At 61.7% G+C, this 16,784-nt stretch carries 7 protein-coding genes; 4 read left to right on the forward strand and 3 right to left on the reverse strand.

Annotated elements, in window-relative coordinates; all coding sequences use genetic code 11:
- The first annotated feature begins 34 nt into the window (after nt 1-34).
- The 4 genes from ABTV29_RS23360 (at nt 35) to lapD (ending at nt 3,915) form a co-directional block, all read left to right on the forward strand.
- Nucleotides 35-622 carry a YecA family protein gene (locus ABTV29_RS23360; RefSeq protein WP_046816855.1) on the forward strand — a complete coding sequence of 196 codons (588 nt, stop codon included), beginning with the start codon at nt 35-37 and terminating at the stop codon, nt 620-622.
- 10 nt (nt 623-632) lie between these two features.
- Nucleotides 633-1,028: a YbaN family protein gene (locus tag ABTV29_RS23365; RefSeq protein WP_433767004.1), complete on the forward strand. Its 396-nt coding sequence runs from the start codon at nt 633-635 to the stop codon at nt 1,026-1,028.
- A 216-nt stretch (nt 1,029-1,244) separates the two neighbouring features.
- A complete protein-coding gene (gene lapG / locus ABTV29_RS23370) occupies nt 1,245-1,952 on the forward strand; it encodes a cysteine protease LapG (protein WP_433767005.1) in 708 nt (235 codons plus the stop codon).
- 22 nt (nt 1,953-1,974) lie between these two features.
- The gene (gene lapD, locus ABTV29_RS23375; RefSeq protein WP_433767006.1) at nt 1,975-3,915 is read left to right on the forward strand and encodes a cyclic di-GMP receptor LapD; all 1,941 of its coding nucleotides are present in this window, start codon (nt 1,975-1,977) and stop codon (nt 3,913-3,915) included.
- A gap of 7 nt (nt 3,916-3,922) precedes the next feature.
- On the opposite strand, the gene ABTV29_RS23380 is transcribed toward lapD, so the two are convergent.
- The 3 genes from ABTV29_RS23380 to ABTV29_RS23390 all read right to left on the reverse strand — a co-directional run bounded on the left by ABTV29_RS23380 (nt 3,923) and on the right by ABTV29_RS23390 (nt 16,778).
- Entirely contained in the window at nt 3,923-4,570 is a 648-nt protein-coding gene (locus ABTV29_RS23380; protein ID WP_433767007.1) for an HD domain-containing protein, read from the reverse strand.
- A gap of 96 nt (nt 4,571-4,666) precedes the next feature.
- Nucleotides 4,667-5,632 (reverse strand): LysR family transcriptional regulator, encoded by a 966-nt coding sequence (locus ABTV29_RS23385; RefSeq protein ID WP_433767008.1) that lies wholly within the window; start codon nt 5,630-5,632, stop codon nt 4,667-4,669.
- A gap of 217 nt (nt 5,633-5,849) precedes the next feature.
- Entirely contained in the window at nt 5,850-16,778 is a 10,929-nt protein-coding gene (locus ABTV29_RS23390; protein WP_433767009.1) for a retention module-containing protein, read from the reverse strand.
- Between the last annotated feature and the right edge of the window lie 6 nt (nt 16,779-16,784).

Raw genomic sequence — 16,784 nt, forward strand, 5'->3', positions numbered from 1 at the left:
TCCCGCATCGCACATTCCCCAAGGTAGTCCTTTAATGTCCTTCGCTGAGCAACTAACCCGCCTGCAAGTCTTCCTCGACGCCGATGAACTGCATGACGAGGCTCTGGACTACGTGGCCGCCCACGGCTACCTCACTGCCCTGTCGATCTGTTCCGAAACCGTTCCCGATCGCGAATGGATCGACGCGCTGTTCGCCGAAGAGCCGCATTACAGCGGCGAAGCCCAGCGCGAGGAGATCGAAGCCACGCTGATCGGCCTCAAGGCCCATATCGCGCGCCAACTGGCTTCCGACGAAGAGTTCGAGCTGCCGTGCGATCTCGACCTGGGCGACGATCCGGACGATTCCGAATTGCGCGGCTGGTGCATCGGCTTCATGGAAGGCGTGTTCCTGCGCGAGGAAGCCTGGTTCGAGACCGCTGAAGACGAAGTCAGTGAAATGCTCCTGCCGATCATGGTCGGTTCGGGCCTGTTCGACGAGCAACCGGAGTTCTCCGACATTGCCGCCGACGCCAACCTGATGGACGACATGATCGTGCAGATCCCGGAAGCCCTGACTGCGCTGTACCTGCTGTGCAACGCACCAGACGAAAAACCGGCGATCCTCAAGCCTCGTCACCACTAAGGTCCCGCCTATGGACAACCCCATAGGCAACCGCCCCCTGATGTTGCGCTACGTGCTGCTGGCCATCGGCTGGCTGAGCGTAGTGCTGGGGGTGATCGGGATTTTCCTGCCGGTACTGCCCACCACCCCATTCCTGCTGCTGGCGGCCGCCTGTTTCGCCCGTAGCTCGCCGCGTTTCTATCAATGGCTGGTGGACCACCCACGACTCGGGCCGTGGATTCGCGATTACCTGGACGGCAACGGCATCCCGCTCAAGGGCAAGGTCTACGCCATCGGCCTGATGTGGGCGAGCATCCTGTTCTCCTGCTATCTGGTGCCAATGCCGTGGGCGCGCGGGTTCATGCTGACCAGTGCGGTGTTGGTGACCCTTTACATCCTCAAACAGAAAACCCTGCATAAATCCTGATGCCTGCCCCTTGTGGGAGCGAGCCTGCTCGCGAAAAACCTCCTGCAAAGCGATCATTCAGACAGGGTGCGTTATCGTTCACGCCCATCGCGAGCAGGCTCGCTCCTACAGGTGGAGCGGTAATAGCCAACAAACGAGTGCTGTTCGCCGACGACCTGCCCTACCCCCGTCAAAACACCACCTAGACTTCACAACTCTGCATCCGAGCAGCCAGACATGCTCCGTAGTCCGCGTAGTCCAGGATGGTCAGCGCCCCGGCTTCGGTTCGGCGGATGGCTGTTGCTGGCTGGATTTCTGCTGGCGGGTCTGGGCAGTGTCTGGGCCGACTGGAATTTTGCGCAGATCCTGCAAACCGCCGAAAAGCGCTATGGCAACCTCGGCCCGGCCCGGGGGCGGATCGAGGCCTGGGGCCAGATGCTGCAGGGTGAACGCGATGCCCCCGAGCGCGAGCAGTTGAATGCGGTCAATCGCTTCTTCAATCAGCAGCTGAATTTTCAGGACGACACGCGGATCTGGCATCAGACCGATTACTGGGCCACACCTGTCGAGGCGCTGGTCAAGGGTGCCGCCGATTGCGAAGACTACGCCCTGGCGAAATATTTCAGCCTGCGCGAGCTGGGGATTCCCAGCGAAAAACTGCGCATTACTTACGTCAAGGCGCTGACCCAGAATCAGGCGCACATGGTGTTGACCTTCTACAGCAGCCCTACCGCCGACCCGCTGGTGCTGGACAACCTGATCAGCGACATCCGCCCCGCCTCGCAACGCAAGGATCTGCTGCCGGTCTATGCCTTCAATGCCGAGGGCCTTTACCTGCCGGGCGCCAATGGCGGCAAACGCAGCAGCGACTCGAAAAAACTGTCGCGCTGGCAAGACGTACTGAAAAAAATGCAGGCCGAAGGCTTCGCCGTCGGCGACGGCTGAAGGCCCAGGCAAGGAGCGTGTCATGAAACTGCGCAATCAGTTGTTTCTCGCCATCTGCCTATTCCTGGTGGTGGCGTTCAGCGGCAGTTTTTTTGTCAGCCTGGAAAGCTCTCGCGAACAGACGCTCGGCCAGTTGCGCTCCCATGCCCAGGATGCGGCGACCGCACTGGGCCTGTCGCTGACCGCGCAGATCGATGATCCGGCCATGATGGAGTTGATGGTCAGCTCCATTTTTGACAGTGGCTACTTCAGCAGCATTCGCATCATCGACAACCAGGATCAACGGGTGTTGGTGGAGCGCAATGCTTCGTCAAGGATCGAAGGCGTCCCGGGCTGGTTTGTCCGGCTGGTCGACCTGCGGCACCAAGGTGGCGATGCGCTGATCATGCGTGGCTGGGAACAGGCGGCACGGGTCGAAGTGCTGAGCAATCCGCAATTTGCCCTGGCCAAGCTCTGGGACAGCACCCTTGGCAGTCTGATCTGGCTGCTGCTGTGCGGCCTGCTGAGTGCCGTCTTCGGTGGCTGGCTGTTGCGCCGCCAACTGCGCCCTCTCGACACTCTGGTCAAACAGGCTGAAGCCATCAGCAAACGTGAATTCCTGAGTCTGCCGAAACTGCCGCGCACGCCGGAGTTGAAACGCGTGGTGCTGGCGATGAATCAGATGGTCGAGAAACTCAAGGCGTTGTTCAGCGAAGAAGCCGCACGCAGCGAGCAATTGCGCAACGAGTCCTATCAGGACAGCCTGACCGGGCTGGCCAATCGACGCTTGCTGGATGAACAACTGGCGGACCACCTGCTGGTCGCCGAGCACCATGGCGACGGTCATCTGCTGATGCTGCGGCTCAATGACCTGACCGGACTCAACCAGCGCCTTGGCGGCCAGCGAACCGATGCGCTGATCAGCGCGGTCGGCGAATTGCTCAAGCGTCTGACCGGGCTGCCGGATCGACGCACCTGGCTGGCGGCGCGCAACCGCGGGGGCGAATTCAGTCTGCTGACGCCGGGCCTGAACGCCGAAGATGCGGCACGCCTGGCCGCCGAAGTGAGTACCACCCTGGAAAATCTGCGCCTGACCGGCGCCAGTGACTGCCTGCCCGTTGCGCACGTGGGCATCGTTGCCTACCACCCGGGCGAATCGACCAGCGATGTACTGATGCGCCTGGATCAGGCGCTGGCCCAGGCCCGACAACAGGGCGAGCGCCCTTGGGTGCAACTGAGCCACGGCGAGCACGCACCGCATCACAGCCAACAGGATTGGCGCACCTGGATCGACGACGCCCTGAACCAGGGCAAATTGCAGCTGTATTTCCAGCCGGTGGTGCAATGCGCCGACACCAGTGAAATGCTGCATCACAAAGTCCTCGCCCGCCTGCTCGATCCGCAGGGCCAGGCGATTGCCGCCGGGCAGTTCCTGCCGTGGATCGAACGTCTCGGCTGGTCCGCTCGCTTCGACCTGGCCATGCTCGAAGCGACCCTCGACTACCTGGCCGTCAACCGCTGGCCCCTGGCGCTGAGCCTGTCCGGTACGACCTTGCGCGACCAGGCGCAGCTGCAATTGATCCTCGACATGCTCGATTCATTGCCGGAACTGGCGCCATTGTTGACCCTGGAAATCGACGAACGCCAACTGCCGCCCCCCGACGAATTGCATCGGCTGAGCCACAGTCTGCTCGACACCGGCTACCGTCTCGGCCTGCAGCATTTCGGCGGCAGCTTCAGCCAAATCGGCAACCTCACCCAACTCGGCCTGGCTTACCTGAAAATCGATGGTGCCTACATCCGCCATATCGATGAACAGCGGGATAAGCGGCTGTTCATCGAGGCGATCTTCAGGGCGACCAACAGCATCGACTTGCCGCTGATTGCAGAGATGGTCGAGACCCAGGGCGAGCTGGAAACCATCAGGGAGCTGGGGGTGTTCGGGGTGATGGGAAGGCTGATCGGGCCGCCGGAGCCGATGTAGTTCGAGGTCAGTGCCGCTCCCAATGCGAGCACAAAATGATGCTGCACAGATTGGTGCGCTCAAAGCCCGGATCCTTGAACGCAAGGAAATCATCGTTGAAGGTGCCGAAGGTGCTGCCGGGCCGGTGTTTCATCCCGTGATAAAACGCGTCGATCATCTGGTGGGCGAAATCCGGCTCTCGCGGATAGGCGCCGATCACCGCCTGGCGTTGCTCGTCGCTGAACTGTTCGAAACCACGTCCGGCTACATCCATGCCCGCGCCGGCCTGCACCAGGGCAATCTCCGGGTGCATGTGTTCCGCAATGCCTGGCGTTGTGTGCAGGGCAATGGCGTTCCAAACCTTTTCCACCTCTGCCTCGCCAATACCATGGCCGCGCAGGAAATCCCGGGCGGCATTCGCACCGTCCACCTCGAAACGCAGCTGGCTCTTCTGGTAGATCGATGTCAGGCCGATGTCATGGAACATCGACGCTGCGTACAGCAGCTCCGGATCGAAGGCCAGGCCCTTCTGCCGCCCGATCAGGGCGCCCCAGAAATAGACCCGGGTGGAGTGGGCAAACAGCAGCTCGCTTTCGGTGTCGCGAATCAACTGCGTCACCTCACGGGCCAATCGGCTGTCGGGAATGCTGATGTCGAGGCTGTGGTTGATTGCCATGAAGGTCTGTCTCCGCGATAGGCAATCATTACGCTACCGGGCTGATCGGCCTGGATGAAGTGCAATTTTCATCAAATGAAAATGCACGCGGTGCATTCAGCCAGCATCCATCTGCGCCACTTGGTGCGCGGCCTCTGCCAGAAGCTGGCGTAGCCATTGGTGCCCGGGATCATGGCTATGGCGCTCATGCCAGACCATATGCGCCGGACGCGCCGCCGAGGGCCAGGGCAGTTCCGAGAAAACTGCCGTGCCTGCCTTGTGGAAAATCCTTGCCAGAGTGGCCGGTACGATCGCGGCCATTTCGGTGCCTGCCAACAAGCTGGGAATCGCCAGGAAATGCGGCTGGACCACCTTGATATCCGGCAATCGGCCGATCGAATTGAACGCCGCCTTCAGCACCGCACGCTCGAACATTTCGGCACGTCGCGACAGCCCTCGCTCGGACAGCAGGCCATCGTCTGTGGTGCCGGTGGAGACGACCAGCAAGCGTAAACGGCAAAGCGCCTCGAGGCTGATTTCGCTGCCGGCCAGGGGATGATCCGGTGCGATCACCAGCACGTCCCGCGCCTCGAACAGCACCTGTTCCCGCAATCGATTGGGGACGCTGGCGAAGGACCCGAGTGCGATGTCCACGCGTCCGACATCGATTTGCGTGGTCAAGTCGGGCCGGCAGGCGGGCAGCACGGTGACACTCGCATGGGGCGCCTGGATGGAAACCTCGCGCAGGACATGGGGCAGCACCACCGATGAGAGGTAGTCCGTCGCCGCGATGCAGAATTGCCGATCGGTGATGGCAGGCTCGAATTGTTCATGCCCGAACGCACGCTCGATCATCACCAGTGCATCGCGCACCATGGGCGCCATTTCCAGCGCTCGTACAGTGGGCTCCATGCCGATGGCCGTGCGCACGAACAATTCATCCTTGAGCAGCGCGCGCAGCCGCGAAAGGGCATGACTGACGGCCGACGGACTGAGGCTGATCGCGTCCCCTGCGCGGAGCACATTGCGCTCGCGCATGACCGCGTCGAATACCCGAAGCAGGTTCAGATCCAGATTTTTCATTGCCAGGCACCATCAGGGAACGGTCTATCGGAGAACGACATGCAGGGGATGCATTTCGTTTTGCCAATATTGCACGTCCCGGGGCGCAGGCGTATCCCCCACTGTAGGAGCGAGCCTGCTCGCGATGAACCTGAGGACGCAGCGTGGTTTCAGGTACCCAGCGTCATCGTTGACGACCATCGCGAGCAGGCTCGCTCCCACAGGGAGGCGGGATTGATTACACGGTATCCACCTTCAACGAATGATCGTTGAGCATGCCGTTGATGATAGTGGCCGTGTCAGCGCCGGAAACCACCCCGCCCGCCCCGGGTGTGACCCCGTAATGACTGGCCAGGTTGACCCCGGCCAGGTCGATGGTCTGGTTCGGCGCCGCGCCGGCCATGGCGCTGACGTCGATACTGGTCACCAGTGACGCGCCGCTGCCGCTGACCGTGAAGTGGAGGTAGTCGTCCAGCGAGGCCGCGGTGCTGTTCTCCCCTTGCAGCAATTGCGACAGGTCGAGTTTGTCGGTGCCCGGCGTGAAGTCGGTGATCAAGTCATGGCCGCTGTTGCCCTTGAGCCACTGGAAGGTGTCGGCGCCGCTGCCGCCGGTCAGGGTATTGTCGCCCAGGCCGCCGATCAGGAAGTCGTCGCCACCGCCACCGTTGAGCACGTCGTTGCCCAGGCCGCCGGTGATGATGTTGCTGTTGTTGTCGCCGGTGAGGTTGTCGTTGAAGTTGGAGCCGACGAGGTTCTCGATCCCCGTCAGGGTATCGGTGCCGGCGCCCAGGGTGTTCTGCGCCCCACTGGCCCCCAGGTTGACCGTAACCCCCGCCGTGGCATGGGCGTAGCTGGCGGTATCGTTGCCGGTGCCGCCGTCGAGCAGATCATTGCCCATCCCGCTGAACAGCAAGTCATTGCCGGCACCGCCATGCAATTCGTTGTTGCCGTTGCCAGCCATGAGGATGTCGTTGCCGTCGCCGGCATTGAGGATGTTGTTGCCGTCCCCCGCCACCAGCGTGTCGTTACCTGCCGTACCGGTGAGGGTATGGCTGTCCTGGTAGGTGATGGTCACGTTGGCATTGGCGCTGCCGCCATGGTCGTCGCTGGTGGTGTAGGTGCCGTGATAGTCCGGGGTGGTGTCATGGGCTCCGGCGTAGTTGAGCGTCATGGTCAACTGGTAATTTTCCGCCGCCCCCGTATTGCTGCCAGAGGTATTGGTGATGTTGGTGACGTGGATCTGGTACACACCATCCGACGCCGCGGTGATGGTCTGGCCATCGCCGATGGCAATCCAGGCGCCCCCGTTGACGGAGTACTCCATGGTGATGTGACCGGCCGCCAGGTTGTGATCCAGGTTGAGGGTTTCGCCCTGCTTGAGGTTGACGGTGATCTTGTCCTCATCGTTGGCATTGGCATTGGTGACTGGCCCCAGGTAGCCACTGATTACCAACAACGCAGTCATGGCTGCGGTATTGGCTGCGAAGGAAGCGCGCACGTTGGCCAATTCCTGGTTGGACGGCTTGGCTCCGCTGCCTGAAAAGTCGATCGCTCCACTTCCGGTGAAGTCCGCAGCCTTGCTGGTCCAGCCGGTGTTGAAGGTGGTCGGCGAGGCCTTGATCGGATCGCCATCGGGATCGCTGTCGTTGGCCAGCAGCACATCCCCCGCCACCGCGAGGTTGCCCGAGAGCACGTTGGTGATGATGTGGTCATCGACCGCCACCGGTGCCGCATTCGGAACGACTTTGACGACCAGGGTTGAGCTGGCGAGATCACCGTCGTTGTCGCTGAGGGTGAAGCCGATGTTTTCGGTCACCACCACCGCCGTGGCCTTCTGCGAAATGTAGCTGTACTCGCCGGTATCGAGGTTCACCACCAGGGTGCCCTTGTTGTTGGTGGCGATGCTCAAGGTGTTGTTGACGGTGTTGAAGGTGCCATGGTTGGCGCCGCCGCTGAAGGCCAGCGAACCCTGGTTGCTGTTGCCCTTCGGATCGTAGGTGTAGGTCGTGCCATCGACCGTGATGGATTTGACGAAACCGCCGTCGGCCCCGAACGAACCGCCTTCGAGCAGCGAACCGGTGACCGGTGCGCCAATCACGGTGCCCGAGAGCACCGAGTTGAGCTGGCCGAGGTCGGTGACGATCACCGCGTTGGTATTGGTGCCCGTGCCGGTGCCGTCATATGCCAGTGGATTGAGGTCCCCGCTGTCGACACCGGTGCCCAGGCCGATGGCGTAGTTCTTGATTTGATTGTTGGTGAGGAATTCTTTCCAGTCCGCCTCGTCCCCGCCACCAATCGATCCTTCGTTGGGCTTGCCGTCGGAGAAGAAGTAACCGACGTTTTGCGCGCCCGTCAGTTTGCCGCTGGTATTGAACGCGGTTTGCGCGACGTCGACCGCGGCGTCGTAGTTGGTGCCGCCGCCCGCCGTCAGACCGGCAACGATCGTCTTGGCGGTGGCGATGTCCACCCAAACCGAGGTCTTGTCGGTGGCGTTGCTGCTGAAGGTGACGATCTGCACTTTGACGTCGCCCAGATCGTCGTACTTGTCGAGCAGCGCGCTGATCGCCTGCTTGGCCAGCTCCAGCCGCGAGAGCCCCGGCACGCCGGAAGCGTCGGCCATACTGCCGGACACATCGATCACCAGCAGCAGGTTGGTGTCGATCTCCACGGCGGCCACCGACCGCTCGGAAGCCGCGGCCTTGGGCACGTCATCGACGATGTTGACCACGATGGTGCTGGTGGTGCTGTTGCCCAGCGCGTCGGTGGCCTTGTAGGTGAAGCTTTCAGTCAGGGTGTTCGGACCATCGTTGGCACCCGGCGAGGTTTTCGGCGCGGAGGTCAGGGTGTAGGTGTAGGTGCCGTTGGGGTTGAGCAGGATCTGCCCGTAAGTCCCGGTGGCGCTGCCGACCAGGGTGTAAGTGATGGCGCCGCTGCCACCGGTCACCGAACCGACCAGGGTACCGGTAGCCGTTTCGGTGGTGCTGCCCGGCTCGCTGCCGGTCACGGTGCCCGCCGCCAGGTCCTGGCCATCCTTGCTCAGGTCGAGAGCTTTTTCGTAGACCGTCACATCGGTATCGGTGACTGCCTTGATGCTGCTGTCGGCGACATTGATGGTGATGGTCGTGGTGCTTTCGTCGCCGTCGGCATCGCGCACGGTGTAGGTGAAGGTATCGGTAGCCCCCGGCGGGCTGACCGAGTTCGGGTTACTGTGATAGACCGCGTTGCCCGCGGCATCGAGGGTCAGGTAGCCGTAGGTGCCATTGATGTTGCTGCCCAGGCCGCCGATCGCCGAGGTCGAGGTATTGCCGCCGAAGCGCACGCCCACCACCGTCGCCGGGCCATCGGCACCGTTGATGTCGTTGCCCAGTACGCTGATGTTGACGGTGCCGCCTTCCGTCACCGAGGAGGTGTCGGGTTTGGCGGTCGGAGTGTCGTCGATGATGTTGACGTTGATCTGCCCCGACGCCGTGCTGCCATCGCCATCGGTGGCCACGACGTTGAAGTTCTCGGTGATGCTGTTTGTGCCATTGGCGTTTGGATGGGTTTCGTTATCTACCAGGGTGTAGCTGTAGCTGACCACACCCGTAGTGGCGTTGAAGCCGGTGATGGTCAGGGTGCTGCCCAAAGGCGTGGTGATCGATTGCGGGAAGCCGGCGGCCACGCCATTGGTCACCACGGCGATGCCACCCACCGTCAGGGTTTGCAGGCCATCCAGTGCAGTGACGGTGAAGGTGCCGCTTTGAGTCAATGCTGGTGTGTTGGGCGTGGTGCCGTCGCTGAGGTTTTTCTCGTAGACGGTGAGCTCGCCGCCATACACATCCAGGCCGGTTAGCGTGACGCCGTCGTCGTTGTTGTGGATGTTCAGCACCAGGTTGGCGGTGCTGGCGTCGCCATCGGCATCGGTGAGGGTGTAGGTGAAGGTTTCAGTGCCGTTGCCGTTACCGTGCAGGGCTTTGAAATCCGCATCGCTGGTGTTCAGGGTGTAGGTGTAGGTGCCGTTGGCATTCAGCACCAGGGTGCCGTAGGTGCCGACGAAAGTACCGGGGGTGATCGGACCGCTGCTGGGGCCGGTCGGCACACGGTCGGCGCCTTGCACGTCGTTGGTCAGCACGTTGCCGTTCAGGGTCAGCTGGGTTTCCGAAGCGGTCGTGGCGTTGCTGTCGTACACGGCCTTCGGAAGGTCGTCGACGATGTTCACGTCGAGGCTGCCGTTGGCAGTGGTGCCGTTGTCATCCACTACGGTGACGGCGAATTGCTCGGTGAGGCTGTTGGCGCCATTCGCGGTCGGATGGGCTTCGCTGTCCACCAGGGTGTAGCTGTAGCTGACCACGCCTGTGGCCGCATTGAAGCCAGTGATGGTCAGCGTGCTACCCAGTGGTGTGGTGATCGATTGCGGGAAGCCTGCGCTTACACCACCAACCACGACGTTGATCCCGCCGATGCTCAGGGTCTCCACGCCATCCGGTGCGGTGATGGTGAAGGTGCCGCTCTGGGTCAGCGCGCCGGCGTTCGGGTTGCTGCCGTCGCTGAGGTTTTTCTCGTAGACGGTGAGTTCGCCGCCGTAAACATCCAGACCGTTGATGGTCACGCCATCGTCGTTGTTGTGGATGTTCAGTACCAGGTTGGCGGTGCTGGTATCGCCGTCAGCGTCAGTCAGGGTGTAAGTGAAGGTTTCGGTGCCGTTGCCACCGCCATGCAGGGCTTTGAAATCGGCATCGCTGGTGTTCAGGGTGTAGGTGTAAGTGCCATTGGCGTTCAGCACCAAAGTGCCGTAGGTGCCGACGAAGGTACCGGGTGTGATCGGTCCGGCGTTTTCACCCACCGGCACACGGTCGGCGCCTTGCACGTCGTTGGTCAGGACGTTGCCATTCAGGGTCAGCTGGGTTTCCGAAGCGGTCGTGGCATTGCTGTCGTAAACGGCTTTTGGCAGGTCGTCGACGATGTTCACGTCGAGGCTGCCATTGGCGGTGGTGCCGTTGTCATCGACCACGGTGACGGCGAATTGCTCGGTGAGGCTGTTGGCGCCATTCGCCGTTGGGTGGGCTTCGTTGTCCACCAGGGTGTAGCTATAGCTGACCACGCCCGTAGCGGCGTTGAAGCCGGTAATGGTCAACGTGCTGCCCAACGGTGTGGTGATCGATTGTGGGAAGCCTGCGCTCACCCCGCCGACCACAACGTTGATGCCACCGATGCTCAGGGTTACGACGCCATCGGGTGCGTTGATGGTGAAAGTACCGCTCTGGGTCAGCGCCCCGGTGTCCGGGTTGCTGCCGTCGCTGAGGTTTTTCTCGTAGACGTTGAGCTCGCCGCCATACACATCCAGACCGTTGATGGTCACGCCATCGTCGTTGTTGTGGATGTTCAGCACCAGTTTGGCGGTGCTCTTGTCGCCGTCGGCGTCAGTCAGGGTATAGGTGAAGGACTCGGTGCCACTGCCACCGCCGTGCAGCGCTTTGAAGTCGGCATCGCTGGTGTTGAGGGTGTAGGTGTAAGTGCCATTGGCATTCAGCACCAGGGTGCCGTAGGTGCCGACAAAAGTACCAGGGGTGACCGGACCGCTGCTGGGGCCGGTCGTTACACGGTCGGCGCCTTGCACGTCGTTGGTCAGCACGTTGCCGTTCAGGGTCAGTTGGGTTTCCGAGGCGGTCGACGCATTGCTGTCGTTCATCGCCTTGGGCACATCGTCGACGATGTTGACGTTGATCTGCCCGCTGGCAGAACTGCCATCGGTGTCGGTCGCCACGATGTTGAAGTTCTCGGTGATGCTGTTGGCACCATTGGCGGTCGGGTGGGCTTCGTTGTCCACCAGGGTGTAGCTGTAGCTGACCACGCCCGTTGTCGGGTTATAACCGGTGATGGTCAGGGTGCTGCCCAGCGGCGTGGTGATCGATTGCGGGAAGCCGGCGGCCACGCCACCGCTGACCACTGCGATGCCACCCACCATCAGGGTTTGCAGGCCATCGAGTGCGGTGACGGTAAAGGTGCCGCTTTGGGTCAGCGCTGGTGCGTTGGGGTTGCTGCCGTCGCTGAGGTTTTTCTCGTAGACGGTCAGTTCGTCGCCACACACATCCAGGCCTTTGATAATCACCGGGTCGTTATTGTTGTGGATGTTCAGCACCAGGTTGGCGGTGCTGGTATCGCCGTCTGCATCGGTGAGGGTGTAGGTGAAGGTTTCGGTACCATTGCCACCGCCATGCAGGGCTTTGAAATCGGCATCGCTGGTGTTCAGGGTATAGGTGTAAGTGCCGTTGGCGTTCAGCACCAGAGTGCCGTAGGTACCGACGAAGGTACCGGGGGTGATCGGGCCGGCACCTGGGCCGGTCGGCACACGGTCGGCACCTTGTACGTCGTTGGTCAGGACGTTGCCGTTAAGGGTCAGCAACGACTCCGATGCCGTATTGGCATTGCTGTCGTATACGGCTTTTGGCAAGTCGTCGACGATGTTCACGTCGAGGCTGCCGTTGGCGGTGGTGCCGTTGTCATCGACTATGGTGACGGCGAACTGTTCAGTCAGGCTGTTGGCGCCATTTGCGGTCGGGTGCGCTTCGTTATCCACCAGGGTGTAGCTGTAGCTGACGACACCGGTGGCGGCATTGAAGCCGGTGATGGTCAGGGTGCTGCCCAGCGGTGTAGTGATGGATTGCGGGAAGCCTGCGCTCACTCCGCCGACCACGACGTTGATGCCGCCGATGCTCAGGGTCTCTACGCCATCCGGTGCATTGATGGTGAACGTGCCGCTCTGGGTCAGGGCTCCGGTGTCCGGGTTGCTGCCGTCAGTCAGGTTTTTCTCGTAGACGGTCAGTTCGCCGCCATACACATCCAGGCCATTGATGGTCACGCCATCGTCGTTGTTGTGGATGTTCAGCACCAGGTTGGCGGTGCTGGTGTCGCCGTCGGCGTCAGTCAGGGTGTAGGTGAAGGTTTCGGTACCGTTGCCACCACCGTGCAGGGCTTTGAAGTCGGCATCGCTGGTGTTCAGGGTGTAGGTGTAAGTGCCGTTGGCATTCAGTACCAGGGTGCCATAGGTGCCGACGAAGGTTCCGGGGGTAATCGGCCCGGAGTTTTCACCCACCGTTACGCGGTCGGCGCCTTGTACGTCGTTGGTCAGGACGTTGCCGTTCAGGGTGAGCTGAGTTTCCGAAGCAGTCGTGGCGTTGCTGTCGTACACGGCTTTTGGCAAGTCGTCGACGATGTTCACGTCGAGGCTGCCGTTGGCGGTGGTGCCGTTGTCATCCACCACGGTGACGGCGAATTGCTCGGTGAGGCTGTTGGCGCCATTCGCCGTTGGGTGGGCTTCGTTGTCTACCAAGGTGTAGCTGTAGCTGACCACACCCGTTGCCGCGTTAAAGCCAGTGATGGTCAGGGTGCTGCCCAGCGGCGTGGTGATCGATTGCGGGAAGCCTGCGCTCACACCACCGACCACGACGTTGATGCCGCCGATGCTCAGGGTCTCTACGCCATCCGGTGCATTGATGGTGAAAGTGCCGCTCTGGGTCAGCGCGCCGGTGTCCGGGTTGCTGCCGTCAGACAGGTTTTTCTCGTAGACAGTGAGCTCGCCGCCATACACATCCAGGCCATTGATGGTCACGCCATCGTCGTTGTTGTGGATGTTCAGCACCAGGTTGGCGGTGCTGGTGTCGCCGTCGGCGTCAGTCAGGGTGTAGGTGAAGGTTTCGGTACCGTTGCCACCACCGTGCAGGGCTTTGAAGTCCGCATCGCTGGTGTTCAGGGTGTAGGTGTAAGTGCCGTTGGCGTTCAGCACCAAAGTGCCGTAGGTACCAACAAAAGTGCCCGGGGTAATCGGGCCGGAATTTTCACCCACCGTCACGCGGTCGGCGCCCTGTACGTCGTTGGTCAGGACGTTGCCATTCAGGGTGAGCTGGGTTTCCGAAGCGGTCGTGGCGTTGCTGTCGTACACGGCCTTCGGCAGGTCGTCGACGATGTTCACGTCGAGGCTGCCATTGGCGGTGGTGCCGTTGTCATCGACCACGGTGACCGCGAATTGCTCGGTGAGGCTGTTGGCACCGTTGGCCGTTGGGTGCGCTTCGTTATCGACCAGGGTGTAGCTGTAGCTGACCACACCCGTGGTGGCGTTAAAGCCAGTGATGGTCAGGGTGCTGCCCAGCGGTGTGGTGATGGATTGCGGGAAGCCTGCGCTCACTCCGCCGACCACGACGTTGATCCCGCCGATGCTCAGGGTCTCTACGCCATCCGGTGCATTGATGGTGAAGGTACCACTCTGGGTCAACGCGCCGGTGTCCGGGTTGCTGCCGTCGCTTAGATTTTTCTCGTAGACGGTCAATTCGCCGCCATACACATCCAGACCGTTGATGGTCACGCCATCGTCGTTGTTGTGGATGTTCAGCACCAGGTTGGCGGTGCTGGTATCGCCGTCGGCATCGGTGAGGGTGTAGGTGAAGGTTTCGGTGCCGTTGCCACCGCCATGTAGTGCTTTGAAGTCCACATCGCTGGTATTCAGGGTGTAGGTGTAGGTCCCGTTGGCGTTCAGTACCAGGGTGCCGTAGGTACCAACAAAAGTGCCCGGGGTGATCGGCCCGGCGTTTTCACCCACCGGCACACGGTCGGCGCCTTGCACGTCATTGGTCAGGACATTGCCGTTCAGGGTCAGCTGGGTTTCCGAAGCGGTCGCGGCGTTGCTGTCGTATACGGCTTTTGGCAAGTCGTCGACGATGTTCACGTCGAGGCTGCCGTTGGCGGTGGTGCCGTTGTCATCCACTACGGTGACGGCGAATTGCTCGGTGAGGCTGTCGGCACTATTCGCCGTTGGGTGGGCTTCGTTGCCCACCAGGGTATAGCTGTAGCTGACGACACCCGTGGTGGCGTTGAAGCCAGTGATGGTCAGGGTGCTGCCCAGCGGCGTGGTGATGGATTGCGGGAAGCCTGCGCTCACTCCGCCGACCACGACGTTGATGCCACCGATGGTCAGGGTCTCCACGCCATCAGGTGCGTTGATGGTGAAAGTGCCGCTCTGGGTCAGGGCCCCTGTATCCGGGTTGCTGCCGTCGCCGAGGTTTTTCTCGTAGACGTTGAGCTCGCCGCCGTACACATCCAGGCCGTTGATGGTCACGCCATCGTCGTTGTTGTGGATGTTCAGCACCAGGTTGGCGGTGCTGGTATCGCCGTCGGCGTCAGTCAGGGTGTAGGTGAAAGTTTCAGTGCCGTTGCCGCCGCCGTGCAGGGCCTTGAAGTCGGCATCGCTGGTGTTCAGGGTGTAGGTGTAAGTGCCGTTGGCGTTCAGCACCAGAGTGCCGTAGGTACCAACAAAAGTGCCCGGGGTAATCGGCCCGGAGCTTTCACCCACCGTTACGCGGTCGGCGCCTTGTACGTCGTTGGTCAGCACGTTGCCGTTCAGGGTCAGCTGGGTTTCCGAAGCGGTCGTGGCATTGCTGTCGTACACGGCTTTTGGCAGGTCGTCGACGATGTTCACGTCAAGGCTGCCGTTGGCGGTAGTGCCGTTGTCATCCACTACGGTGACGGCGAATTGCTCGGTGAGGCTGTCGGCACTATTCGCCGTTGGGTGGGCTTCGTTGCCCACCAGGGTATAGCTGTAGCTGACGACACCCGTGGTGGCGTTGAAGCCAGTGATGGTCAGGGTGCTGCCCAGCGGCGTGGTGATGGATTGCGGGAAGCCTGCGCTCACTCCGCCGACCACGACGTTGATGCCACCGATGGTCAGGGTCTCCACGCCATCAGGTGCATCGATGGTGAAAGTGCCGCTCTGGGTCAACGCCCCGGCATCCGGGTTGCTGCCGTCAGACAGGTTCTTCTCGTAGACGGTGAGTTCGCCACCCTCGACGTCCAACCCATTGATGGTCACACCGTCGTCGTCATTGTGGATGTCCAGCACCAGGTTGGCGGTGCTGGTGTCGCCGTCGGCATCGGTGAGGGTGTAGGTGAACGTCTCCTTGCCATCGCCACCACCGTGCAGCGCCTTGAAGTCGGCATCGTCGGTGTTGAGGGTGTAGGTGTAAGTGCCGTTGGCGTTCAGCACCAGGGTGCCGTAGGTGCCGACGAAGGTACCGGGCGTGATCGGCCCGGCGTTTTCACCCACCGGTACACGGTCAGCGCCTTGTACGTCGTTGGTCAGGACATTGCCATTCAGGGTCAGCCGGGTTTCCGTAGCCGTGCCATTGTGGTCATCGAACGCTTTGGGCACGTCATCGGTGATGTTGACGTCCAGGGAGCCCGTGGTGGAGCCGCCATTGCTGTCGCCCGCCACCACCGTGAAATGCTCGCTGAGGGTGGTGCCATCGCCGCTCGTGTGGGTCTCGCTGCCGTTGAGGGTGTAGCTGTAGCTGACCACGCCGGTGGCCGGGTTGTAACCGGTGATGGTCAGCGTGCTGCCCAGCGGCGTGGTGATTGATTGCGGGAAGCCCACGGCGACGCCGCCGGTGATGACGTTGATCCCGCCGATGCTCAGGTTGTTCAGCCCGTCAGGTGCGGTGACCGTAAACGTACCGCTCTGGGTCAGGTCCCCTGGATTGCTCGCCGAGCCGTCAGGCAGGTTCGCTTCATTGAGATTCAGTTCACCGCCTTCTACCGACAACCCACCGAGGGTGACAGGGTTGTTCACGACCGGTGGAGGTGGAGGTGGCGGCACGATTACGGGCGCCGGCGTGTCATCGGCCGTGTTGACGACCGCATCGTGGCGTTCTTCGGGAAACTCGGGAATGCCGTTGAAGCCCGCAGTGGGAAAGCCGATGTTCGGATCGACACGCCCGCCGACCTCTTCCAGCAATACAAAACTGTGGCCGCCGCCCAGTGCTCCGCCGGCAGGTCCGGTCGAGCCTGGCCCCGCCGCCGTGGCTTCGGCGGTCTGCGTCGGGTCGTCACCGGCGGCAATGGCTTTTTGCAGCTGCTCGACGTCGCTCAGTTGCGCATCGCTTGGCGTCACCGATTCGTTGGTGTTCAGGTGGGGCGATTCATGGGCCAGCAACTGAGGGGTCATTTGCAGGCTGCTGCCGCGTCCGAGGGTCAGCTCCTGGCCATTTTGCAGATGCACCGCCACGGCGCCTTCGGCACCGGTAACGAGCTGATCACCGGCGAACAATCGGTCCCCCTCGACCAGAGCGCGACGAGTGCCGTCGCCCGCCACCGCGAACACCTGACCGATGACCTTACTGACGATACCGATGAGCGTAGCCATGTGCAT

Source organism: Pseudomonas putida (assembly GCF_050989985.1).
GTDB classification, from domain to species: Bacteria; Pseudomonadota; Gammaproteobacteria; order Pseudomonadales; family Pseudomonadaceae; genus Aquipseudomonas; species Aquipseudomonas putida_AI.

What these genes read in the sequence shown, in the direction of transcription:
- ABTV29_RS23385 (WP_433767008.1), bottom strand. Translation starts at nt 5,632, where the DNA reads ATGAAAAATCTGGATCTGAACCTGCTTCGGGTATTCGACGCGGTCATG.
- ABTV29_RS23365 (WP_433767004.1), top strand. Translation starts at nt 633, where the DNA reads ATGGACAACCCCATAGGCAACCGCCCCCTGATGTTGCGCTACGTGCTG.
- lapG (WP_433767005.1), top strand. Translation starts at nt 1,245, where the DNA reads ATGCTCCGTAGTCCGCGTAGTCCAGGATGGTCAGCGCCCCGGCTTCGG.
- ABTV29_RS23390 (WP_433767009.1), bottom strand. Translation starts at nt 16,778, where the DNA reads ATGGCTACGCTCATCGGTATCGTCAGTAAGGTCATCGGTCAGGTGTTC.
- ABTV29_RS23360 (WP_046816855.1), top strand. Translation starts at nt 35, where the DNA reads ATGTCCTTCGCTGAGCAACTAACCCGCCTGCAAGTCTTCCTCGACGCC.
- ABTV29_RS23380 (WP_433767007.1), bottom strand. Translation starts at nt 4,570, where the DNA reads ATGGCAATCAACCACAGCCTCGACATCAGCATTCCCGACAGCCGATTG.
- lapD (WP_433767006.1), top strand. Translation starts at nt 1,975, where the DNA reads ATGAAACTGCGCAATCAGTTGTTTCTCGCCATCTGCCTATTCCTGGTG.